This window comes from Planococcus shenhongbingii, from assembly GCF_030413635.1.
In the GTDB taxonomy this organism is placed as follows: Bacteria; Bacillota; Bacilli; order Bacillales_A; family Planococcaceae; genus Planococcus; species Planococcus shenhongbingii.
Genome location: NZ_CP129235.1, coordinates 3,486,679 through 3,502,784 on the forward strand (window position 1 = coordinate 3,486,679; position 16,106 = coordinate 3,502,784).

The 16,106-nt window shown below is 42.5% G+C and carries 17 protein-coding genes; 3 read left to right on the plus strand and 14 right to left on the minus strand.

From position 1 onward, the window contains the following. Positions 1-8 precede the first annotated feature (8 nt). Positions 9-725: a DUF6904 family protein gene (locus tag QWY16_RS16920; protein WP_300990398.1), complete on the plus strand. Its 717-nt coding sequence runs from the start codon at positions 9-11 to the stop codon at positions 723-725. Between the two features lie 39 nt (positions 726-764). On the opposite strand, the gene QWY16_RS16925 is transcribed toward QWY16_RS16920, so the two are convergent. Continuing rightward, a complete protein-coding gene (locus QWY16_RS16925; protein WP_300990399.1) occupies positions 765-1,064 on the minus strand; it encodes a cupin domain-containing protein in 300 nt (99 codons plus the stop codon). Positions 1,065-1,259: 195 nt separating this feature from the next. On the opposite strand from QWY16_RS16925, the gene QWY16_RS16930 reads away from it, so the two are divergent. Beyond that, on the plus strand, positions 1,260-1,670 hold the full coding sequence (locus QWY16_RS16930; protein WP_300990400.1) for a BTB/POZ domain-containing protein: 411 nt from the start codon (positions 1,260-1,262) through the stop codon (positions 1,668-1,670). A gap of 71 nt (positions 1,671-1,741) precedes the next feature. On the opposite strand, the gene QWY16_RS16935 is transcribed toward QWY16_RS16930, so the two are convergent. The 5 genes from QWY16_RS16935 to QWY16_RS16955 all read right to left on the minus strand — a co-directional run bounded on the left by QWY16_RS16935 (position 1,742) and on the right by QWY16_RS16955 (position 5,569). Then, a complete protein-coding gene (locus QWY16_RS16935) occupies positions 1,742-2,167 on the minus strand; it encodes a CBS domain-containing protein (protein ID WP_300990401.1) in 426 nt (141 codons plus the stop codon). A gap of 221 nt (positions 2,168-2,388) precedes the next feature. Then, positions 2,389-3,111: an amino acid ABC transporter ATP-binding protein gene (locus tag QWY16_RS16940; RefSeq protein ID WP_300990402.1), complete on the minus strand. Its 723-nt coding sequence runs from the start codon at positions 3,109-3,111 to the stop codon at positions 2,389-2,391. Between the two features lie 13 nt (positions 3,112-3,124). After that, positions 3,125-3,790 (minus strand): amino acid ABC transporter permease, encoded by a 666-nt coding sequence (locus QWY16_RS16945; protein WP_300990403.1) that lies wholly within the window; start codon positions 3,788-3,790, stop codon positions 3,125-3,127. Positions 3,791-3,810: 20 nt separating this feature from the next. Continuing rightward, positions 3,811-4,647, minus strand: a complete 837-nt coding sequence (locus QWY16_RS16950) for a transporter substrate-binding domain-containing protein (RefSeq protein ID WP_300990404.1) — start codon at positions 4,645-4,647, stop codon at positions 3,811-3,813. A 79-nt stretch (positions 4,648-4,726) separates the two neighbouring features. After that, positions 4,727-5,569, minus strand: coding sequence for a MurR/RpiR family transcriptional regulator (locus tag QWY16_RS16955; RefSeq protein ID WP_300990405.1), 843 nt, complete (start codon positions 5,567-5,569; stop codon positions 4,727-4,729). Between the two features lie 446 nt (positions 5,570-6,015). Between QWY16_RS16955 and QWY16_RS16960 the strand changes: the two genes are divergently transcribed. Continuing rightward, positions 6,016-6,249, plus strand: a complete 234-nt coding sequence (locus QWY16_RS16960; protein WP_300990406.1) for a DUF378 domain-containing protein — start codon at positions 6,016-6,018, stop codon at positions 6,247-6,249. An 86-nt stretch (positions 6,250-6,335) separates the two neighbouring features. On the opposite strand, the gene QWY16_RS16965 is transcribed toward QWY16_RS16960, so the two are convergent. From QWY16_RS16965 to QWY16_RS17000, 8 genes are all read right to left on the minus strand, one after another. Further along, positions 6,336-6,902, minus strand: a complete 567-nt coding sequence (locus tag QWY16_RS16965; RefSeq protein ID WP_300990407.1) for a LysM peptidoglycan-binding and 3D domain-containing protein — start codon at positions 6,900-6,902, stop codon at positions 6,336-6,338. 269 nt (positions 6,903-7,171) lie between these two features. After that, positions 7,172-8,617 carry a DEAD/DEAH box helicase gene (locus QWY16_RS16970; RefSeq protein ID WP_300990408.1) on the minus strand — a complete coding sequence of 482 codons (1,446 nt, stop codon included), beginning with the start codon at positions 8,615-8,617 and terminating at the stop codon, positions 7,172-7,174. A 142-nt stretch (positions 8,618-8,759) separates the two neighbouring features. After that, positions 8,760-10,643 (minus strand): alpha-E domain-containing protein, encoded by a 1,884-nt coding sequence (locus tag QWY16_RS16975; RefSeq protein WP_300990409.1) that lies wholly within the window; start codon positions 10,641-10,643, stop codon positions 8,760-8,762. Next, complete coding sequence (locus QWY16_RS16980) at positions 10,643-12,100, minus strand: circularly permuted type 2 ATP-grasp protein (protein ID WP_300990410.1); 1,458 nt, start codon at positions 12,098-12,100, stop codon at positions 10,643-10,645. Before QWY16_RS16980 ends, QWY16_RS16975 begins: the two co-directional genes overlap by 1 nt. A 112-nt stretch (positions 12,101-12,212) precedes the next feature. Then, the gene (locus tag QWY16_RS16985) at positions 12,213-12,809 is read right to left on the minus strand and encodes a hypothetical protein (protein WP_300990411.1); all 597 of its coding nucleotides are present in this window, start codon (positions 12,807-12,809) and stop codon (positions 12,213-12,215) included. Positions 12,810-12,943: 134 nt separating this feature from the next. Next, positions 12,944-13,849 (minus strand): HD-GYP domain-containing protein, encoded by a 906-nt coding sequence (locus tag QWY16_RS16990; RefSeq protein ID WP_300990412.1) that lies wholly within the window; start codon positions 13,847-13,849, stop codon positions 12,944-12,946. An 86-nt stretch (positions 13,850-13,935) separates the two neighbouring features. Further along, positions 13,936-14,370 (minus strand): hypothetical protein, encoded by a 435-nt coding sequence (locus QWY16_RS16995; protein WP_300990413.1) that lies wholly within the window; start codon positions 14,368-14,370, stop codon positions 13,936-13,938. Between the two features lie 247 nt (positions 14,371-14,617). Then, positions 14,618-16,105 (minus strand): glutamate synthase subunit beta, encoded by a 1,488-nt coding sequence (locus QWY16_RS17000; RefSeq protein ID WP_300990414.1) that lies wholly within the window; start codon positions 16,103-16,105, stop codon positions 14,618-14,620. Between the last annotated feature and the right edge of the window lies 1 nt (position 16,106).

Here is a 16,106-nt window from a genome sequence, read left to right on the forward strand (position 1 = left end):
AATCAGGCATGCTTACAATGACGAATACTCCGAACCACACAGGCGTCAAAATCAGCGGCGATTACTTTGATTTAGATGAGCTAAATCAGGCTTTTTACTATGTAATCGGTGACGAAAACAAATATTATGATTATGCAGGCGCACGTACGCGCATTCTCGGGATTTCCTATGAGCTCCGTCATGCTGCACAAGGAGACCGCAATGTCGAATCTGTTTTCAACGGCCTGCATGACCATATGAAAAAGCAGCATAGTTTTATCGCTCCAGACAAGAACATCTATTTTTCAACCGAAGTGCTATGGCCTGAAGTTCTGTATGCAGCTATCGCGCTGAAAGATTTTGTCCGGCTTCACCGGGAAGATGCCAAATTTCCGGACTGGGACGTCCATTTGCATGTCATTGCCCGGTTCCAGTCACTCGTGCTCGACTGCCTGCATGGACAAGTGCCTGAAGAGGAATATCAGCAGATTTTAAAAGCTTTTCAACAAGCGGTTCCAGGGGAAGAATACGCCATCCAATACATTGATTTCTTAAATATAAAATATATAGACATGCCTAAAAAACAGCGCGAGAAAAGCTTGGGCGTCATCGCTTTGAAAATTGCTATGCAAGATAAAGATTACGTCGCTTTCCGAAACCAGGTCCTGGCAGCGGCTACCCCCAACAAAGTGCCGATTCATGAAATCAGGCTGCAAACTGAGTACCCGGAGGAAATAGAGTGGTAGTTAAAAAGCTGGCGCTTCGAATTCGAAGCGTCAGCTTTTTTATCGTTTAATTTGCATCACTATTAAGTCACTTGCTTCAATTGCGGTCAAGCTATGTTTTTCATGCGGAACCATGTAAAGAATGCGTTCAGTCGAGACTTCTGCTGGTTGTCCCTCGATAACAAATTTTACTCTTCCGCTTTTTACAATGATCACAACGTCTGCATCAACTTCATGTTCCGGAATCGTCTCGCCTTGCCGCAACTGTATATTGATAATTTTCGTTTTTTCAAAGTTAAGCACTTGCTGAATATGTTTTGCCTTATCGTTTAAATAAAAAGAGGTCTTCATTAACTCCATTTTTCTCGCTCCTCTTTCAAACAGTTTTATTCACTATACCCTTTAAGCCAAGCTGTAAATCATTTACATTTTGGGTCTAGCATTAAGCTAGCCATGTGTTTTGTCTAAAGCGGAAGTTATTTCTGTTTAACCTATGCAGAGTGGAGGGTATATTTTAACAAGACATCTTTTATTATGGTCGGGAGTTGATCTAGTATGGTGAAAAAGTTAATCCCACTAATGCTCATTTTATGTTTGGCGGCTTGTGGAGGAAATGCGGAACTTACTGAGGAAGGCGAAACAGAAGTCACCGCTCCTGAAGGAGAACTTGATCCGACCGCTCCTGAAGCAGTAGATGAAGCGGAGCCCATCACATTCACTACTTTAACGGATGGTGAAGTAGCTGAAGGAACTGCAGTCATTTTATCAGGAGAAGTGGAAGAATTGACAGATGACGGCGCTTTTCCTGCTTTCATCTTAACAGACGGGGAAAACCAGGTATTTATCCGCAATATGGCTGAAACTTTAGTTGAAGCAGGAGATTCTGTAGCTGTGCATGGCATCTATGACGGAGTAGCCGAAGAAGATCTGCCTCTTATTTCTGCATCTGTTATCGAAAAAGAATAACCTCTGTTATCCATTCTGGATATAAAAAACCAGCTCTTTTGTGAGCTGGTTTTTTGCATGTTCCATAAAGTTCATCGTTCAGGTTCAGCTGGCTCAGATACATCATCCAATGCGATTTCTGCATTATCATAAGATTTGTCTTTCACCGCGATATCACCCAAAGAAACAATCCCTACGATTTTATCGCCTTCTACAACCGGCAGCCGCCGAATTTGATGCTGTGCCATTAAATTTGCGGCGTCTTCAACATCCATATCCGTGCTCGCAGTCACTGGGTTGGATGAAAGAATGTCCGATACCGGGCTGTCCAATGATTTTTGTTCAGCTATTCCGCGTGTGACGATATCCCGATCCGTTATGATGCCGACTAATTTATCATTATCCACGATAGGAATCGATCCGACATCCAAGTCTTTCATTTTTGCTGCAATTTCCTGCAAAGAAGTTTGAGTTGAGCAAGTATCCACATTGCTGGTCATAATTTCTGTAACTTTCATGGTTTATTCCTCCGTTTTAGAAAAGTTATTTTGTTAACTTACAGTCTTAACGAAGCTTTATCCAATTTTCCTGATCTGCTACATTCAATCACTAATCCCCGTGGACTTGCCTCCTTTCAAAAGCGTCTACTACTCTTTAACCGATTTTTTGAATTAAAAACACCTTAATGGAAAAGAAAAAGGGATCCGATTCAAAAATCGGATCCCTTTTAGTCTTGCTATCATTCCACCAGTTGAATAAATTGGCGTGTCCGTTCATGCTTCGGATTCTCAAAAAAGGTTTTTGGATCCGCTGATTCGACGATAACGCCTTTATCGAGCATAATTACCCGATCCGCCACTTCCTTGGCAAACTTCATTTCATGCGTGACGACTACCATCGTCATCCCTTCTTCAGCGAGCTGCTTCATAACTTGGAGCACTTCGCCCACCAGTTCCGGGTCAAGCGCCGATGTAGGCTCATCAAACAGCAGGACTTTCGGTTCCATCGCCAAGGCACGGGCAATAGCCACCCGCTGCTTTTGGCCGCCTGACAGCTTGCTTGGATAGACATTCGCTTTTTCCGCAAGCCCTACTTTTTCAAGAAGCGCCATGCCGAGCTGCTTCGCTTTTTCTTTATCCATCTTTTTCACAGTGACAGGTGCTTCGATGACGTTTTCCAGCGCTGTTTTATGCGGGAAAAGATTGAAATGCTGAAACACCATTCCCACTTCGGCACGGATATCCGCTAATTTATCCTTTTTAGGGTTAACGACATGGCCATCAATCGTGATTTTTCCGCTGTTCATTTCCTCCAAAAAGTTAAAGCAGCGTAAAAGCGTGCTTTTTCCCGATCCGCTGACGCCGACAAGCACCACAACCTCTTGGGGTTTCACTTCTAAATCGATGCCTTTTAACACTTCCAAATCCCCAAAGGATTTGTGGATGTTTTCTCCAATGATCATGATTTGTCCCCCCTTACGCTTTGTCTACATCCAGTCTGTTCTCATACCATCTGACGATATAAGTGAAAATCATAACCAGCACTAAATAATAGAAACCTACGACTATGAATGTCTCGAATTGTTTAAACGAGCTTGCCGCTGCCCGGTTCGCCACTGAAAACAATTCTGCTACTCCGATCATCCATACCAGAGATGAATCTTTTAGTGTGATGATGAATTGGTTGCCAAGCGGCGGAATGGAACGGCGAAGCGCCTGCGGGAAAACAATTCTCCGCATGGTCTGGTTGTTCGTCATGCCGAGCGCCCGGCTCGCTTCTGTCTGTCCTTGGTCAATCCCTTGAATGGCACCGCGGAAAATCTCTGCGATGTAGGCCCCGTTATGAACCGCAAGGGCAATAGCTCCTGCCCAGAAATTATCCAGGACAATAATTTGTGTAATCCCGAAATACAGGAACATAATCTGTACCAATAATGGCGTTCCCCGGATAATTGTAATATAAAGATTCGCAATGCCTTGCAGAATCTTGGATTTCGAAATTTTCATCAGTGCAAAGAATAGGCCCAGCACCGTACCGAGAATCACCGAAATTGCAGTCAATTGCAAGGTGATGACAACGGCTTCCAAAAATCCCGGATATGTGGTTAGAAAAATATCAATTATCGTTCGAATACTCTCCATGGCGATTCCCCTCTCTCAGCTTAGCGCAGAACTTCGATTCCTTCTGTCTCCACTTCGAGGAGGTTAGTACCGAACCATTTTTCAGAAATCTCCGCATAAGTTCCATTCTCAATGATGGCATCCAATGCTCTGTTGATTTCTTCTAGCAACGCTTTATCTTCCGGACGTACAGCAATTGCCGCTTCTTCAATCCATAAATTTTCGCCGATATCTTTAATTTCAAGGCCGGCCTTCTGCGCTTCAAAGCCAACAACATCAGCTGTGATAACTGCATCTACGCGTCCTGGCACTAATTCCTGCAAAGCTACAACATCACTATTATAATACTGGATGTCGTCTGTAAACTCTTTTGCAGCCGGTTCATATGTTGTTTGGGCAACAATCCCGATTTTCTTGCCTTCAAGGTCAGCCGGTTCCTGAATTTCTGTATTTCCTTCAGCTACCCAAATTTTACCGCCCGATAGATAGTAAGGATCTGAGAACGCAACCGTTTTCGCACGTTCATCTGTAATTGCCATTGATCCGATAACCGCATCATACTTTTTGCCAATCAAGCCCTGGATAATTGTTTCAAACGGGTTGGTTACCGGATTATGTTCCAATCCCATTTCTTCCGCGAGGGCTGCACCGATTTCAATATCAAAGCCTGTCAGTTTGCCGCCTTCTTCATAATTGAATGGTTTATAAAGTCCGCTGGCTGCAGTAGTGAATTTACCTTCCTCCAATAACCCCAGCTCATTTCCACCGCCTTCAGTGCTTGATCCTTCCGAACCGGTTGAGTCTTCTGATCCTCCGCAAGCTGCCAAAACCAAACCTGCTGACAAAATTACACTTAAAAATGATAATTTCTTTTTCATCTTATTCTCCCCTTTTCGATTTATATAATTGACCAAAGCGCAGAAGCGTTTCGGGACTTACCAGTAGTGTGAGCGCTTTTTAGTAAAAAATATTCTTCTCTTTATATACTTCTTCGATCCTCGCCAGGTTCTCTTTTACTTTGGCATGCTCTTTTACATATACAAACCGCATAATCGAAGTCAAGAGTGCATGGACCGCTGTATACGAATCAATATTTAAGTTTGTGTTCAATGAGACTTTAATTGTGATATCAGCAGATGCTAAAGCTGGTGATTCAAGTGAATCAGTTAACAAAATCACTTTTGCTCCCCGTTCTTTAGCAGATTGGACTGTTTCGACAACCATTCTAGTATAACGGGGAAACACAAATGCAATAAGAGTATCTCCGGGCCCTATTTTGGATAACTGGCTGTAATAATGTCCATCTGCTGGATAAATCATTTCCGTAGAGCCAATTGTCATATCCAGCCATCCTGAAAACCAATGGGCCAGACCGTAATCAAAAAAATCACTGGCAATGTAGAGGTGCTTGGCAGAACTGATCAAATCAACAGCTTGCAGAAGATCGTCTTCATTCATCGACTGCTTTAACTTTATGATGCTAGTGATTTCCGCATCAAGTAAGTTTTCTAAAAAAGATTGGTCGGCGTTCGGTTCCAGTGTTTTTTGTTCAGCCTGTTCAAACCGTTCTTCAGCCAGCTTCCGCTGAACTACTTGCTGAAATTCGGCATAACCTTTATAACCTAACTTCTGAGTCCAGCGAATGACGGTAGATTCACTGACATTTACTCTTCTTCCCACCTCTAAGGCAGATGAAAATGCCAAAAAAATAGGTTCTCGGAAAAAAAGGTCTCCAACTTTCTTTTGTCCAGTACTAAAACCCTTATACGCATCCGAAACACTTCGCAGTAAATCCTGCATCTATCACGCCTCCAAAACGAGAACTTACTCAAATACTTATAAAAAGTATACATTTATGCAGGAATTCCTGCAATAGTTCTTTGAATTTTCTCCATAAATAATTACTTATAAATATTTCGAATATTTATTGCCTATTTTGGAATGCTTTATTTTTAATATGTATTTATAGGTTTCTTGCTCTTTCTCAACCTAAGTAAGTTTGTGTAATTTGGTAGATAAAAGACATAAAAAATTTTTCAAAGAAAAGGGAAAAGTGGAATTATACAGGATTTTCTTTAACAATATTAAAATATTCCCTAGTTCTTTATGCACTAAACGCTATTTTGAAACAATAATGAAATATTTTTCGTTTGTAAATATTCTGATTGTTTAAGTTTTTTTCTTTTTCTAAGGGGGTATTATTTAATTAACAACATCTGTAAATAAAGGGAAGGAGGAAAGAATCAATGAAAGCCTTGAATTCTATTGCCCTTATTTTATTGATCATTGGAGGCGTAAACTGGCTGCTTGTCGGGTTATTCCAATTTGATTTAGTGGCAGCTATTTTCGGCGGAGAAGTTGGAACTAAATCGGCATTCTCCCGAATCATTTATGTTATCGTCGGCCTTTGCGCTCTTTATGCTTTAAGATTCTTGCCAATGGTAAACCATGATCATCGGCACAGCGATGTACGCCGTTAAAAAAGCAGCCCACTGAAATGGAACTGGCTTATTAACCACAAAAATCCTCCATGCAGAACTCGCTGCACGGAGGATTTTCTTTTGTTTTATTTTAATATTTTAATCTTCACGTTTTTTCTTCCCCATTTAAGGGCTGCGCTTTTTGTTGGAATGAATACATCGATTTTGTTGCCTTTGATGGCACCGCCAGTATCTCCAGCAATTGCATAACCATAGCCTTCAACATGGACTTTTGTCCCCAGTTTAATCACTCTTGGGTCTACTGCAATAACTTTTAATCCAGGATTTTTCTTCAGGTTAATGCCGGTTCTGGTGATTCCTGAACATCCTTTGCATGATGCTGTATAAGCTGTAGAGGAAACTGTAAATTCTTTGACTACTGATCCAGCGGATGACCGTGAGGGTGTTTTTGTTTTAGATGCCGGTTTCGCTTTAGCACCTGTAACTTTCAATTTTTGTTTCGGTTTGATGACATCGGACTTTAGCTTGTTCCATGACTTTAAATTGCTGACCGATACTTTATGCATTTTAGAAATTTTATATAAGGTGTCTCCACTTTTAACTGTGTATGTACTTGCTGCTGCCGAGCTTTCAAGTGAGGTGCCAAGGAACAAAACCAGTGCAAAACTTAGAATAATCAATAGTTTTTTCAATCTGTTCTCTCCTTCGTTTGTGTTTTTTCAATACAAACAAAATAGCACGATAACATTACAATCATGTAACATTCAGTGACCTGTTTCATTACAGTTTGACTGTTTTCTATGACATAGGTACTTTTCTTTCGTAATAAACCTCCTCATAATGACTTACGTGAACACGACAAAAGTCATTACTTTTGTATGATAATTCCTTTTTTTCACTTCGGTTTTATCTCTTAAACGCAAAAAAGCGGATGCCATTTTACACGGCATCCGCTTTCAAATCATTTATTTGCTTTGTGGACTTTCAAGGTTTTGCCCTTTATTGTCTTGTCTTTCATGGCTTTCAGCACCATGGGTCCTTTGCCATTTAAGATATCAATATAAGTAACGGTGTCCTGGATTTTAATAATCCCAATATCCTCCGCTGTAACTCCCGGAATGCTCGTTAAGGTGCCAACAAAATCAAAGGCCCGCAACTTCTTTTTCTTTCCGCCGTTGAAGTACAGTTTCATGATATCTTTATTCACTTGCTCGTTTTTATTCTTTTTCAGTTGGGGCAGGCTTTCCAGCTTTTCAACAAAAGCAGGTTCAGCAGCGCTTACTTCTTGTGCTGAAGGGGAAGTGTGCTGCGGAATTTCAAAGCCGATATAAGATTCAATTTCATTTAAAAATTTGTCTTCGTGCGGTGTTACAAAAGTGATGGCTTTCCCTTTTTTGCCGGCACGGCCTGTTCTTCCCGCCCGGTGCACATAACTTTCTTTCTCCAGTGGAATATCGAAATTGATGACATGAGTTATACTGTCAATGTCGATTCCCCGTGCCGCTACATCCGTCGCAACTAAATAACGGAACTCGCCTCGCTTGAATTCATTCATCACCGCAAAGCGGTCTTCCTGCATCATTCCACCGTGCAGTTTATCACAGGTATAATGATGTTTTTCAAGTTGTTCTACCACAAAGTCAACATTGTCTTTCGTACGGCAGAAAATGATGCAGCTATCCGGATTTTCAACAACCGTCACATCACGCAGCAAAGAAAATTTCTTTTTTTCTTCAACTGTGTAGAGCGAATGTTCAATCCGGTCTGTCAAGGTCTCTGTTGAGGCAATTTCAATATGCTCTGGATTCTTCATGTATTTGCGTTGAAGATTTTCTACATTTTCAGGCAATGTAGCGGAAAAAAGCATGGTTGTCCGCTGTTTTGGCAATTTGTTGATAATGGCTTCCACTTGTTCGATAAAGCCCATATTCAGCATTTCATCCGCTTCATCAAGCACCAGGTATTCAATGCGGCTCAAGTCTAGCGTTCCGCGTTCGATATGGTCAAACACACGCCCTGGAGTTCCCACGACCACATGGCATTTCTGCTTTAGTTCCGCCTGCTGGTAGGCAAATGGCTGTTTGCCGTAAACTGCCGCTGCTTTAATGCGTTTAAAGCGGCCAATGTTTGTGATATCTTCTTTTACTTGATCTGCCAGTTCCCGTGTCGGTGTCAAAATAAGAGCCTGCGGTTTGTTTTCTTCCCAATCGACCAATTCACAGATCGGTATCCCAAATGCTGCAGTTTTCCCGCTGCCTGTTTGTGACTTAACAGCAATGTCAGTCTTTGAAAGTGCTGCCGGAATCACTTTTTCCTGTACTTCAGTCGGCTTCGTATAGCCCAAACCTTCCAGCGCTCTTAAAATCGGTTCACTGATTTTATATTGTTTAAATTTTATTGTGTTCATGTTCTTGCTCCTTCTCCGCTCAAAAAAATCTATACGTCGTTATATTATGCCATGGATGAGCCTATTTCTTCTATTAAACAATTATTAAGTTTTTATTTAATAAAAAAATCAGCGGAGAAATCACCGCTGATTTTCAAACAAGTTATTGATCCAACAAGCTGACAGAGACTTTGACGTCGAGCGATTGGCTGCCCCCTCTGTATACACCTTGCACAGGGCTGACGTCGTTGTAGTCACGGCCAACTCCAACGCGTATATGGTGTTCAAGAGCTTCTACATTATTTGTCGGATCAAGCCCTACCCAGCCGATCCCAGGCACCATTACTTCCACCCAGGCATGGCTGGCAGCATCACCGACAAGCGCCGAATTTTCTCCGACATATAAATAACCGCTGACATAGCGGGCTGGAATTTGATTGCCGCGCAAAATTCCGAGCATGACATGGGTGATATCCTGGCACACACCTTTCATCAGATCGTACGATTCCTCTGCTTTTGTTGAGACCGTCGTCGACTCGCCGTCATAAGTAAAGCGGTCGTGCAGATACCCCATCACATCAATCGAGAATTGCACCGGATTCGTCATTTCGCCTAAGTCTCTTCCAATCTGCTCGATTTGCTCAGAACTCAAATACGTATACGATGTATTGCTTAAGTAAGCCATATATTGCTCACTGAATAATTTGGAATGGAAAATGGCATTCATTTCCGGCGAATACTCAATGCGGTGGATAAACGGGCTTTTCTGGATACTGACAATACTCGTCGTCTTAACTTCCAGGTTCTCATGGTGCTCTGCAATGAAAAACGTCTCTACATCATTTCCCCAGATATCGATATGCTCTTTCGTAAGTGTAGCCGGAGTGATGTCAGCCCGATAAGATAATAGGCGCTGCGTTTCATCTGTCTTCGGTTTCAATCGGATGGAATTCATGCTCTGGTCAACGATCGTTTCGTATTTGAATATATTCGCATGCTCGACTTTATACTTCATAGTGGTAATTCCCTTCGTACTATTAGATTGAAATTGAGTTTGGGTTTGGCTGTCGGCTGTTTCTTCCGTTGAAGGATCGATCAAATAATAAGTCTTTGAGAAAAGCTGGCCAATTTCATTGCAGCCATCCTGGAAATGATTTAAGAAATCCATCATTTCGTCGGCAGAAAGCTGGTCTATATCGATTTCATCAAATTCCGTCCTTACTTCATCAAGCTTCGCAAAAAGCTCCCAAGAATAGTGTGAAACTTTCCCTTCTTCCAATTCATCCACCGCATCTCTTACGTGATCCAGACAGTAGCGGATTGAGCGTGGGAAAGACTTGTCGGAAATCAGGAAACTCAGAACCTGGCGCGGATCCATTTTAGGCAGATGGGCTTTTAAATAAGCTTCATAGCCTTTAGTCATCCTTAAAGCTGACAGCCAATAATAATAATCTTCAGTTTGTTCCTGCAGCTGCTGTTCATAAGTCCGCTCACAGACGACATTTAGTATTCGCGCTGTTTTTTCAGCTCGCTCCAGCCATTTGCCGATTTTGATAATCTGATACTCCACACCCCGCTGCATGGTGGATTCAATAATACCTTGTGAAGTCAGGGAAGTGGTTCTCACCAAATCCAGAAACTCCCGGATCTCGCCTGTCAAACATTGTTGAGTATCAATGTTCTGCAACGCTAAATAACAGCTGTTCCAAACTTCCCAGTAATCATCCGTTATATGGTCTCTGCTGACCCGTGCATTTTCTCTTATTAACCGAACACAATTGGCAATCGAATTCCAGTTATTATCCGACATGGCCAAATAATGAATCAGTTGATCATCATTATAAGGCGACAAAGACTTGAGCTGATTCAACTCCTGCCACGACGAACAAATTTCATACGTCAGTTTCCAGTCACTTTCCCGGACCAGTTCTTCATCAGATGCTTCAATCATCTGCAGCAATTGTACATCCAGAATGCGGGCATTATTTTCAGCGCGTTCCGCATTTCGTGACATCCAATATAATGAGTTGGCTACACGGCTTAGCATTAAAGAGCCCCCCTCTCTTCTTTTTCTTTATATACCCAGGTATCTTTTCCGCCTCCGCCTTGAGAAGAGTTGACGACGAGCGAACCTTTTTTCAATGCAACACGGGACAACCCCCCTGGAAGCACTCGGGTTTCGGCTCCTCTCATCACAAAGACCCGCAAATCTACGTGGCAAGGATAAAATTCTTCTCCTTGATACGCCGGAGCTCTTGATAATTTAATGGTCGGCTGAGCAATATACTGGTGCGGGGCTTCTATGATTTTCTCCCGGAATTTTTCAATAAGCTCTTGGGATGCATGTGGGCCAACAAGCATGTCATAGCCTCCGGATGCGCCGACATTCTTTACTACCAATTCTTCCAGATGTTCAAGCACCCATTCACGCTCTTCAGGATTATCTAGCAGATAAGTCTTCACATTGTCGATAATCGGTTCTTCTTTTAAATAGTAGCGGATCATTTCAGGAACATAGGCATAAATCGCTTTATCGTCTGCAACTCCGTTGCCGATGCCGTTTAGAATAGCCACATTGCCGTGGCGGTAAGCCTTCACCAATCCTGGAACTCCAAGAGCAGAATCTTCCCGGAAAGCCTCTGGATCCAAAAAGTCATCATCAATGCGGCGATAAATAATATCTACCCGCTTCAGCCCCCGGATAGACTTCATATACACAATATTATTTCTGACTATCAAATCCCGCCCTTCAACCAAATCGATGCCCATTTGCTGCGCTAAAAAAACATGGTCGTAATAGGCAGAATTGTACATTCCAGGAGTCAGCAGCACCGCAAAAGCTTTATCTCCCGTCGCTTTAGGCGCATGATCCAAAATTGCCTCATGTAAATGAGACAGCTGATGTTCAAGGGCATGGACCGAATGTTTGGAAAAGAATTCGGGATATACTTGGCGCATTACATAACGGTTCTGATAAACGTAGGACATCCCTGAAGGGTTCCGCAAATTGTCTTCGAGAACATGGTATTTTCCATTCTCGTCGCGGATTAAATCGATGCCTGCTAAGAAGATGTGGTTTTTTAGTGGGATATCGATTCCTTTCACTTGCTTCGCATAATAATAAGGGTTTTCTTCGACCAGTCTTCGGGGAACCACGCCGTCTTCGAGGATTTGCTGATCGTGGTAAACATCGTCTAAAAAACGGTTGAGGGCTTCTGTCCGCTGAATCATCCCTTTTTCAATCGTTTTCCATTCTTCAGGTGAAATGATAATCGGAACAAAATCGAAAGGCATCGTCCTCTCAGTGCCTACATTATTGTTGTACACTGTAAACGTAATGCCTTGGCGCAAGAAGGAAAGTTGAGCCGTTTCATGTTTTTCTTTTAAATCATCTTTTGAAAATCGGGTAAGCATCTCATAAAATTTCTGATAATGGGGCTTCGGCAAACCTTCAGCCGTGAACATCTCATCAAAAAATGGTTTTACGTTATACGATTTAAACATGGAAACCCTCCCTCAGGTTTTTATAATTTTCTGTTAATTTTAAAGTTACAAAAAAGCTATGGCTCTGTCGCAAACGAGCAATAGCTTTTCCATGTTTTTATTTTAACTTATTTTATTTGTCAAATGTTGAATTGTTTGAAGATTTGCTTTTTGACGGATCGTCTTTGTCTAAATTCTTTTTCAGCGACTCGCTATACTCTGTGCTGCCGCCATAAATGCCGCCTGCCGGAGTAGAGTCGATAGCATCACTTCCACTTGTTGCTCCTGTTGAACCGGCACCTGTTGTTGAAGAGCCAGTTGTAGATCCTACAGACCCTGCTGAACCACCTGCTGTGCCCGTCGTTCCTGTACTTGTCGAAGATGATCCGGTCGAACTTCCACCTGAAGTACTGCCCACTTCATCCTGCAAAGTCTGGTTCGCTTTGTCTAGCATATCCTTCTCTTTATCCATCATCTTTTGCTGGCTGTCGATGGCGCTTTTTACGCTTTCCACAGCTTTGTTGACAGTAGGTTTCACCTTGTCGACCATACCGCCTGACTGTTCATTGAACCGCTCTAGACCTTTTTTCACATTCTCTTTCAAGTTGCTTGCCTGGGATGTGGATGTGCCATCCGAATCTACTTTTTTCTGAGTCATAGCTGCACCAATTACTGCTCCGACTCCCAATAATAACAATTTTCCGAATACTCCACCTGAACCTCTAGCCATATTGATTCACTCCTTCTCAGTTTTAAAATATACTGTGCTCTTATTATTGACTAATTCAGCCATTTTCAAACCTTTCAGAAAAAAATAAAAGACACCTTTTGGCATATTAGGTGTCTTAACGGTTAGATTCATTTTTAGGAAAGTCTGCCTTCTTCAAGCATCACCTGTTCAAATGCCTTTACAACTTCCGGATCGTATTGAATGCCGGCCAGCCGTTTGATTTCATCTATCGCATACTGCGCTGTAAAAGCTTTGCGGTATGCGCGGTCTTCGGTCATTGCATCAAAAGTATCACAAACACCGATAATTTTCGCTTCGACTAATATTTCTTCGCCTTTCAATCCGAAAGGATATCCCCGGCCATTTACCCGTTCATGATGCTGTTCCACAATATCTGCTAAATCAGCGTATGCCGTTTTACGTAACATGTCGGCTCCGTCACCTGGGTGCTTTTTAATTAATTCAAACTCTTCGTCTGTCAATTTATCGGGTTTTTTCAGTACCTCTTCCGGGATATTGATTTTTCCGATGTCATGGAGGATTGAAGCGATAAAGAGGTTCTGAATTTGGGCTCTCCCTAAATTCATCATTGTAGCGGTTTTTACTGCATATTTTGACACTCGAGAACTATGTTTAAATGTATAGCGGTCTTTTTGTTCAACGATTTCCCCAATTTTACGTAATTCATTGATTTCGTTGCTAAGCGAGTGAAATACTGGAGCCGTAGAAACTGACAAAAAAGTAACGTCTGTCTTAGCATAAAAATTAATTGCTTCCTTTAAGCCAGTGGCAGCAAAAAAGTCATCAGGACCAATCTCTACTTTCTCTTCATCAACTTCAACCTCAAATGTACCACTCAATATATAGAAAAACTCCTGAACATTAGAGTCTTCTGCAGGAAAGAGAATTATTAATTTGTCTTTTAATACAGTTTGCTTCATCAGCTCGACACCATCTCCACGGCCTAATAGACTCAGGGACGTAGAACCGTTTTTAACGGTTTCCAAGTACTTGTTCTTTAAAATGTTCAAGCCCTTCACAAACTCACTACCTTTCAAAAAAACTATGAAAATATAGGATTTCTATACTTTCATAGTACTCTATCGCTATACTTTTATACAACCAATTACCAGTCAATTACCTTCATAGGATCAATCAATGCAACACGGTCTGGAAACTGTACAGGCACCCATTCAATTTCAACTGTAACTCCTGCTGCCGTAGCATCTTCGACTCCAAGGCGAGTCATTTCCCGTGTTTTCATATCCAACTCATGGATTAACGCCGTCACTTCTTCGTCATATTTAGCTGTCAGCGCTGCTTTAGTTTCAGCATCGTCAGCTGCATAGTAATCTGAACGGTATTGGTTATACATTTCTTGTGCTTCTTCTTGGGCTTTAGCAATTTCGGAATAGATAGCAGCATTAACTGTCTCTATCTCTGTCAATGCTTGGGCTATTTCCGGGCTCATTGTTGTCTTTTCTGCGGCAAATGCTGAAGTGCTGATCATCATGACAACCATAATAGCAACAAATGCGGCGATTAAACTTTTCTTAAACATTTTATTTCCTCCTGTCATTTTTTTATTATAGTGAAGAAAACAAACTTGAGATGTACCGGCCAAAGACTCTCCTATTGTCTTCAAACTGTAAAAAAGTCTCAAAAAAGGCTACTTCACTTTATTTAGTATATACGAACTAGGCACTTGGTACAACATAATTCTATTATTTTTAACAATTTAAGGAAATTAAATCATTCTAATTACTAAAACAAAAAAGCCGAGGATTTATCCCCGACTTTTCTCATCTTTATGGCAATACTGTAGATCCCATTAAAAAGCGGTCGCATTCTCTTGCTGCTTCCCGGCCTTCGTTGATTGCCCAGACTATTAAACTTTGCCCCCTGCGCATATCACCTGCTGCAAATATGCCTTCTATATTGGTAGCATATTTGCCATATTCGGCTTTTACGGTGGAATTGGCTTTCGTTTCCACATCCAGCTTTTGAATCAGGTTTTGATCTGGTCCGCTAAAACCGATAGCGAGCAGCACCAAGTCCGCTTTCCATACTTTTTCTGTCCCTGGAATTTCTTCACGAATCCGCTTCCCGTCTTCCCCGATTTTCAGTTTAACGTTGACAGTATGGACTTCTTTTACATGCCCTTCTTCATTGCCGACAAATTTCTTTGTCATGACAGCATAAGCTCTTGGATCATCACCAAATGCAGCAGCCGCTTCTTTTTGGCCGTATTCTACACGGTGAATACGCGGATATTGAGGCCATGGATTTCCGGCTTCGTCGCGGAGGGCTCCTTTTTTATCATATACATCGAATTGGACGAGGCTGTCGCAATTATGCCGGACGGCTGTTGCTAAACAGTCTGTCCCAGTATCTCCACCACCGATGACAATTACATTCTTTCCTTCCGCCGAGATATACTGACCGTCTTCCAGATTGGAATCGAGCAGGCTTTTGGTATTGGCATGAAGAAAATCCATCGCATAATGGACTCCTTTCAGCTCTCTTCCTTCTACTTGAAGATCCCGATGAATGGTAGCGCCTGCACACATGATAACTGCATCAAAGTCTGAACGAAGCGCTGAAACCGGGTAATCTTTTCCGACTTCGGTATTGGGGACGAATGTGATGCCTTCCTGCTCGAGAATGCGGACACGGCGCATGACCACGTCGTAAGATAATTTCATTTCAGGAATGCCGTATGTCAAAAGACCGCCTACACGGTCGCTTCTTTCAAACACTGTCACCAGATGCCCCGCCTTGTTGAGCTGGGCAGCTGCCGCGAGCCCCGCAGGTCCTGAGCCGATGACTGCCACTTTTTTGCCAGTGCGTGTTTCTGGCGGTTCCGGAACAACCCAGCCTTCTGCAAAGCCGCGCTCAATAATGGAGCGCTCAACCGTCCGGATGGCAACTGGCGGTTCGTTGATTCCCAGCACACAAGCTCCTTCGCATGGAGCCGGACAAGCGATGCCTGTAAATTCCGGGAAATTATTCATGACATGTTCACGGCGTAATGCCTCTTTCCATTGCCCCCGGTAAACAAGATCGTTCCATTCGGGAATCAGGTGATAAACCGGGCAACCGGTTGTCACTCCGTTAAGCTCCATTCCCGACTGGCAAGTGGGCACGCCACAATCCATGCAGCGTGCGCCTTGCTTTCTCACTTCTTCATCTGACAACGGAATCGTGTAATCAGACCAGTCTTTCGTCCGCTCCGCTGGATTGCGTTCTTTCAGTGTCTGGCGGTTGTATTCCATAAATCCAGTCGCTTTTCCCATC

Excerpts from the sequence above, each read along its gene's own strand:
- QWY16_RS16920 (WP_300990398.1), top strand. The coding sequence starts at position 9 with ATGCTTACAATGACGAATACTCCGAACCACACAGGCGTCAAAATCAGC.
- QWY16_RS16925 (WP_300990399.1), bottom strand. The coding sequence starts at position 1,064 with ATGGAGTTAATGAAGACCTCTTTTTATTTAAACGATAAGGCAAAACAT.
- QWY16_RS16930 (WP_300990400.1), top strand. The coding sequence starts at position 1,260 with ATGGTGAAAAAGTTAATCCCACTAATGCTCATTTTATGTTTGGCGGCT.
- QWY16_RS16935 (WP_300990401.1), bottom strand. The coding sequence starts at position 2,167 with ATGAAAGTTACAGAAATTATGACCAGCAATGTGGATACTTGCTCAACT.
- QWY16_RS16940 (WP_300990402.1), bottom strand. The coding sequence starts at position 3,111 with ATGATCATTGGAGAAAACATCCACAAATCCTTTGGGGATTTGGAAGTG.
- QWY16_RS16945 (WP_300990403.1), bottom strand. The coding sequence starts at position 3,790 with ATGGAGAGTATTCGAACGATAATTGATATTTTTCTAACCACATATCCG.
- QWY16_RS16950 (WP_300990404.1), bottom strand. The coding sequence starts at position 4,647 with ATGAAAAAGAAATTATCATTTTTAAGTGTAATTTTGTCAGCAGGTTTG.
- QWY16_RS16955 (WP_300990405.1), bottom strand. The coding sequence starts at position 5,569 with ATGCAGGATTTACTGCGAAGTGTTTCGGATGCGTATAAGGGTTTTAGT.
- QWY16_RS16960 (WP_300990406.1), top strand. The coding sequence starts at position 6,016 with ATGAAAGCCTTGAATTCTATTGCCCTTATTTTATTGATCATTGGAGGC.
- QWY16_RS16970 (WP_300990408.1), bottom strand. The coding sequence starts at position 8,617 with ATGAACACAATAAAATTTAAACAATATAAAATCAGTGAACCGATTTTA.
- QWY16_RS16975 (WP_300990409.1), bottom strand. The coding sequence starts at position 10,643 with ATGCTAAGCCGTGTAGCCAACTCATTATATTGGATGTCACGAAATGCG.
- QWY16_RS16980 (WP_300990410.1), bottom strand. The coding sequence starts at position 12,100 with ATGTTTAAATCGTATAACGTAAAACCATTTTTTGATGAGATGTTCACG.
- QWY16_RS16985 (WP_300990411.1), bottom strand. The coding sequence starts at position 12,809 with ATGGCTAGAGGTTCAGGTGGAGTATTCGGAAAATTGTTATTATTGGGA.
- QWY16_RS16995 (WP_300990413.1), bottom strand. The coding sequence starts at position 14,370 with ATGTTTAAGAAAAGTTTAATCGCCGCATTTGTTGCTATTATGGTTGTC.
- QWY16_RS17000 (WP_300990414.1), bottom strand. The coding sequence starts at position 16,105 with ATGGGAAAAGCGACTGGATTTATGGAATACAACCGCCAGACACTGAAA.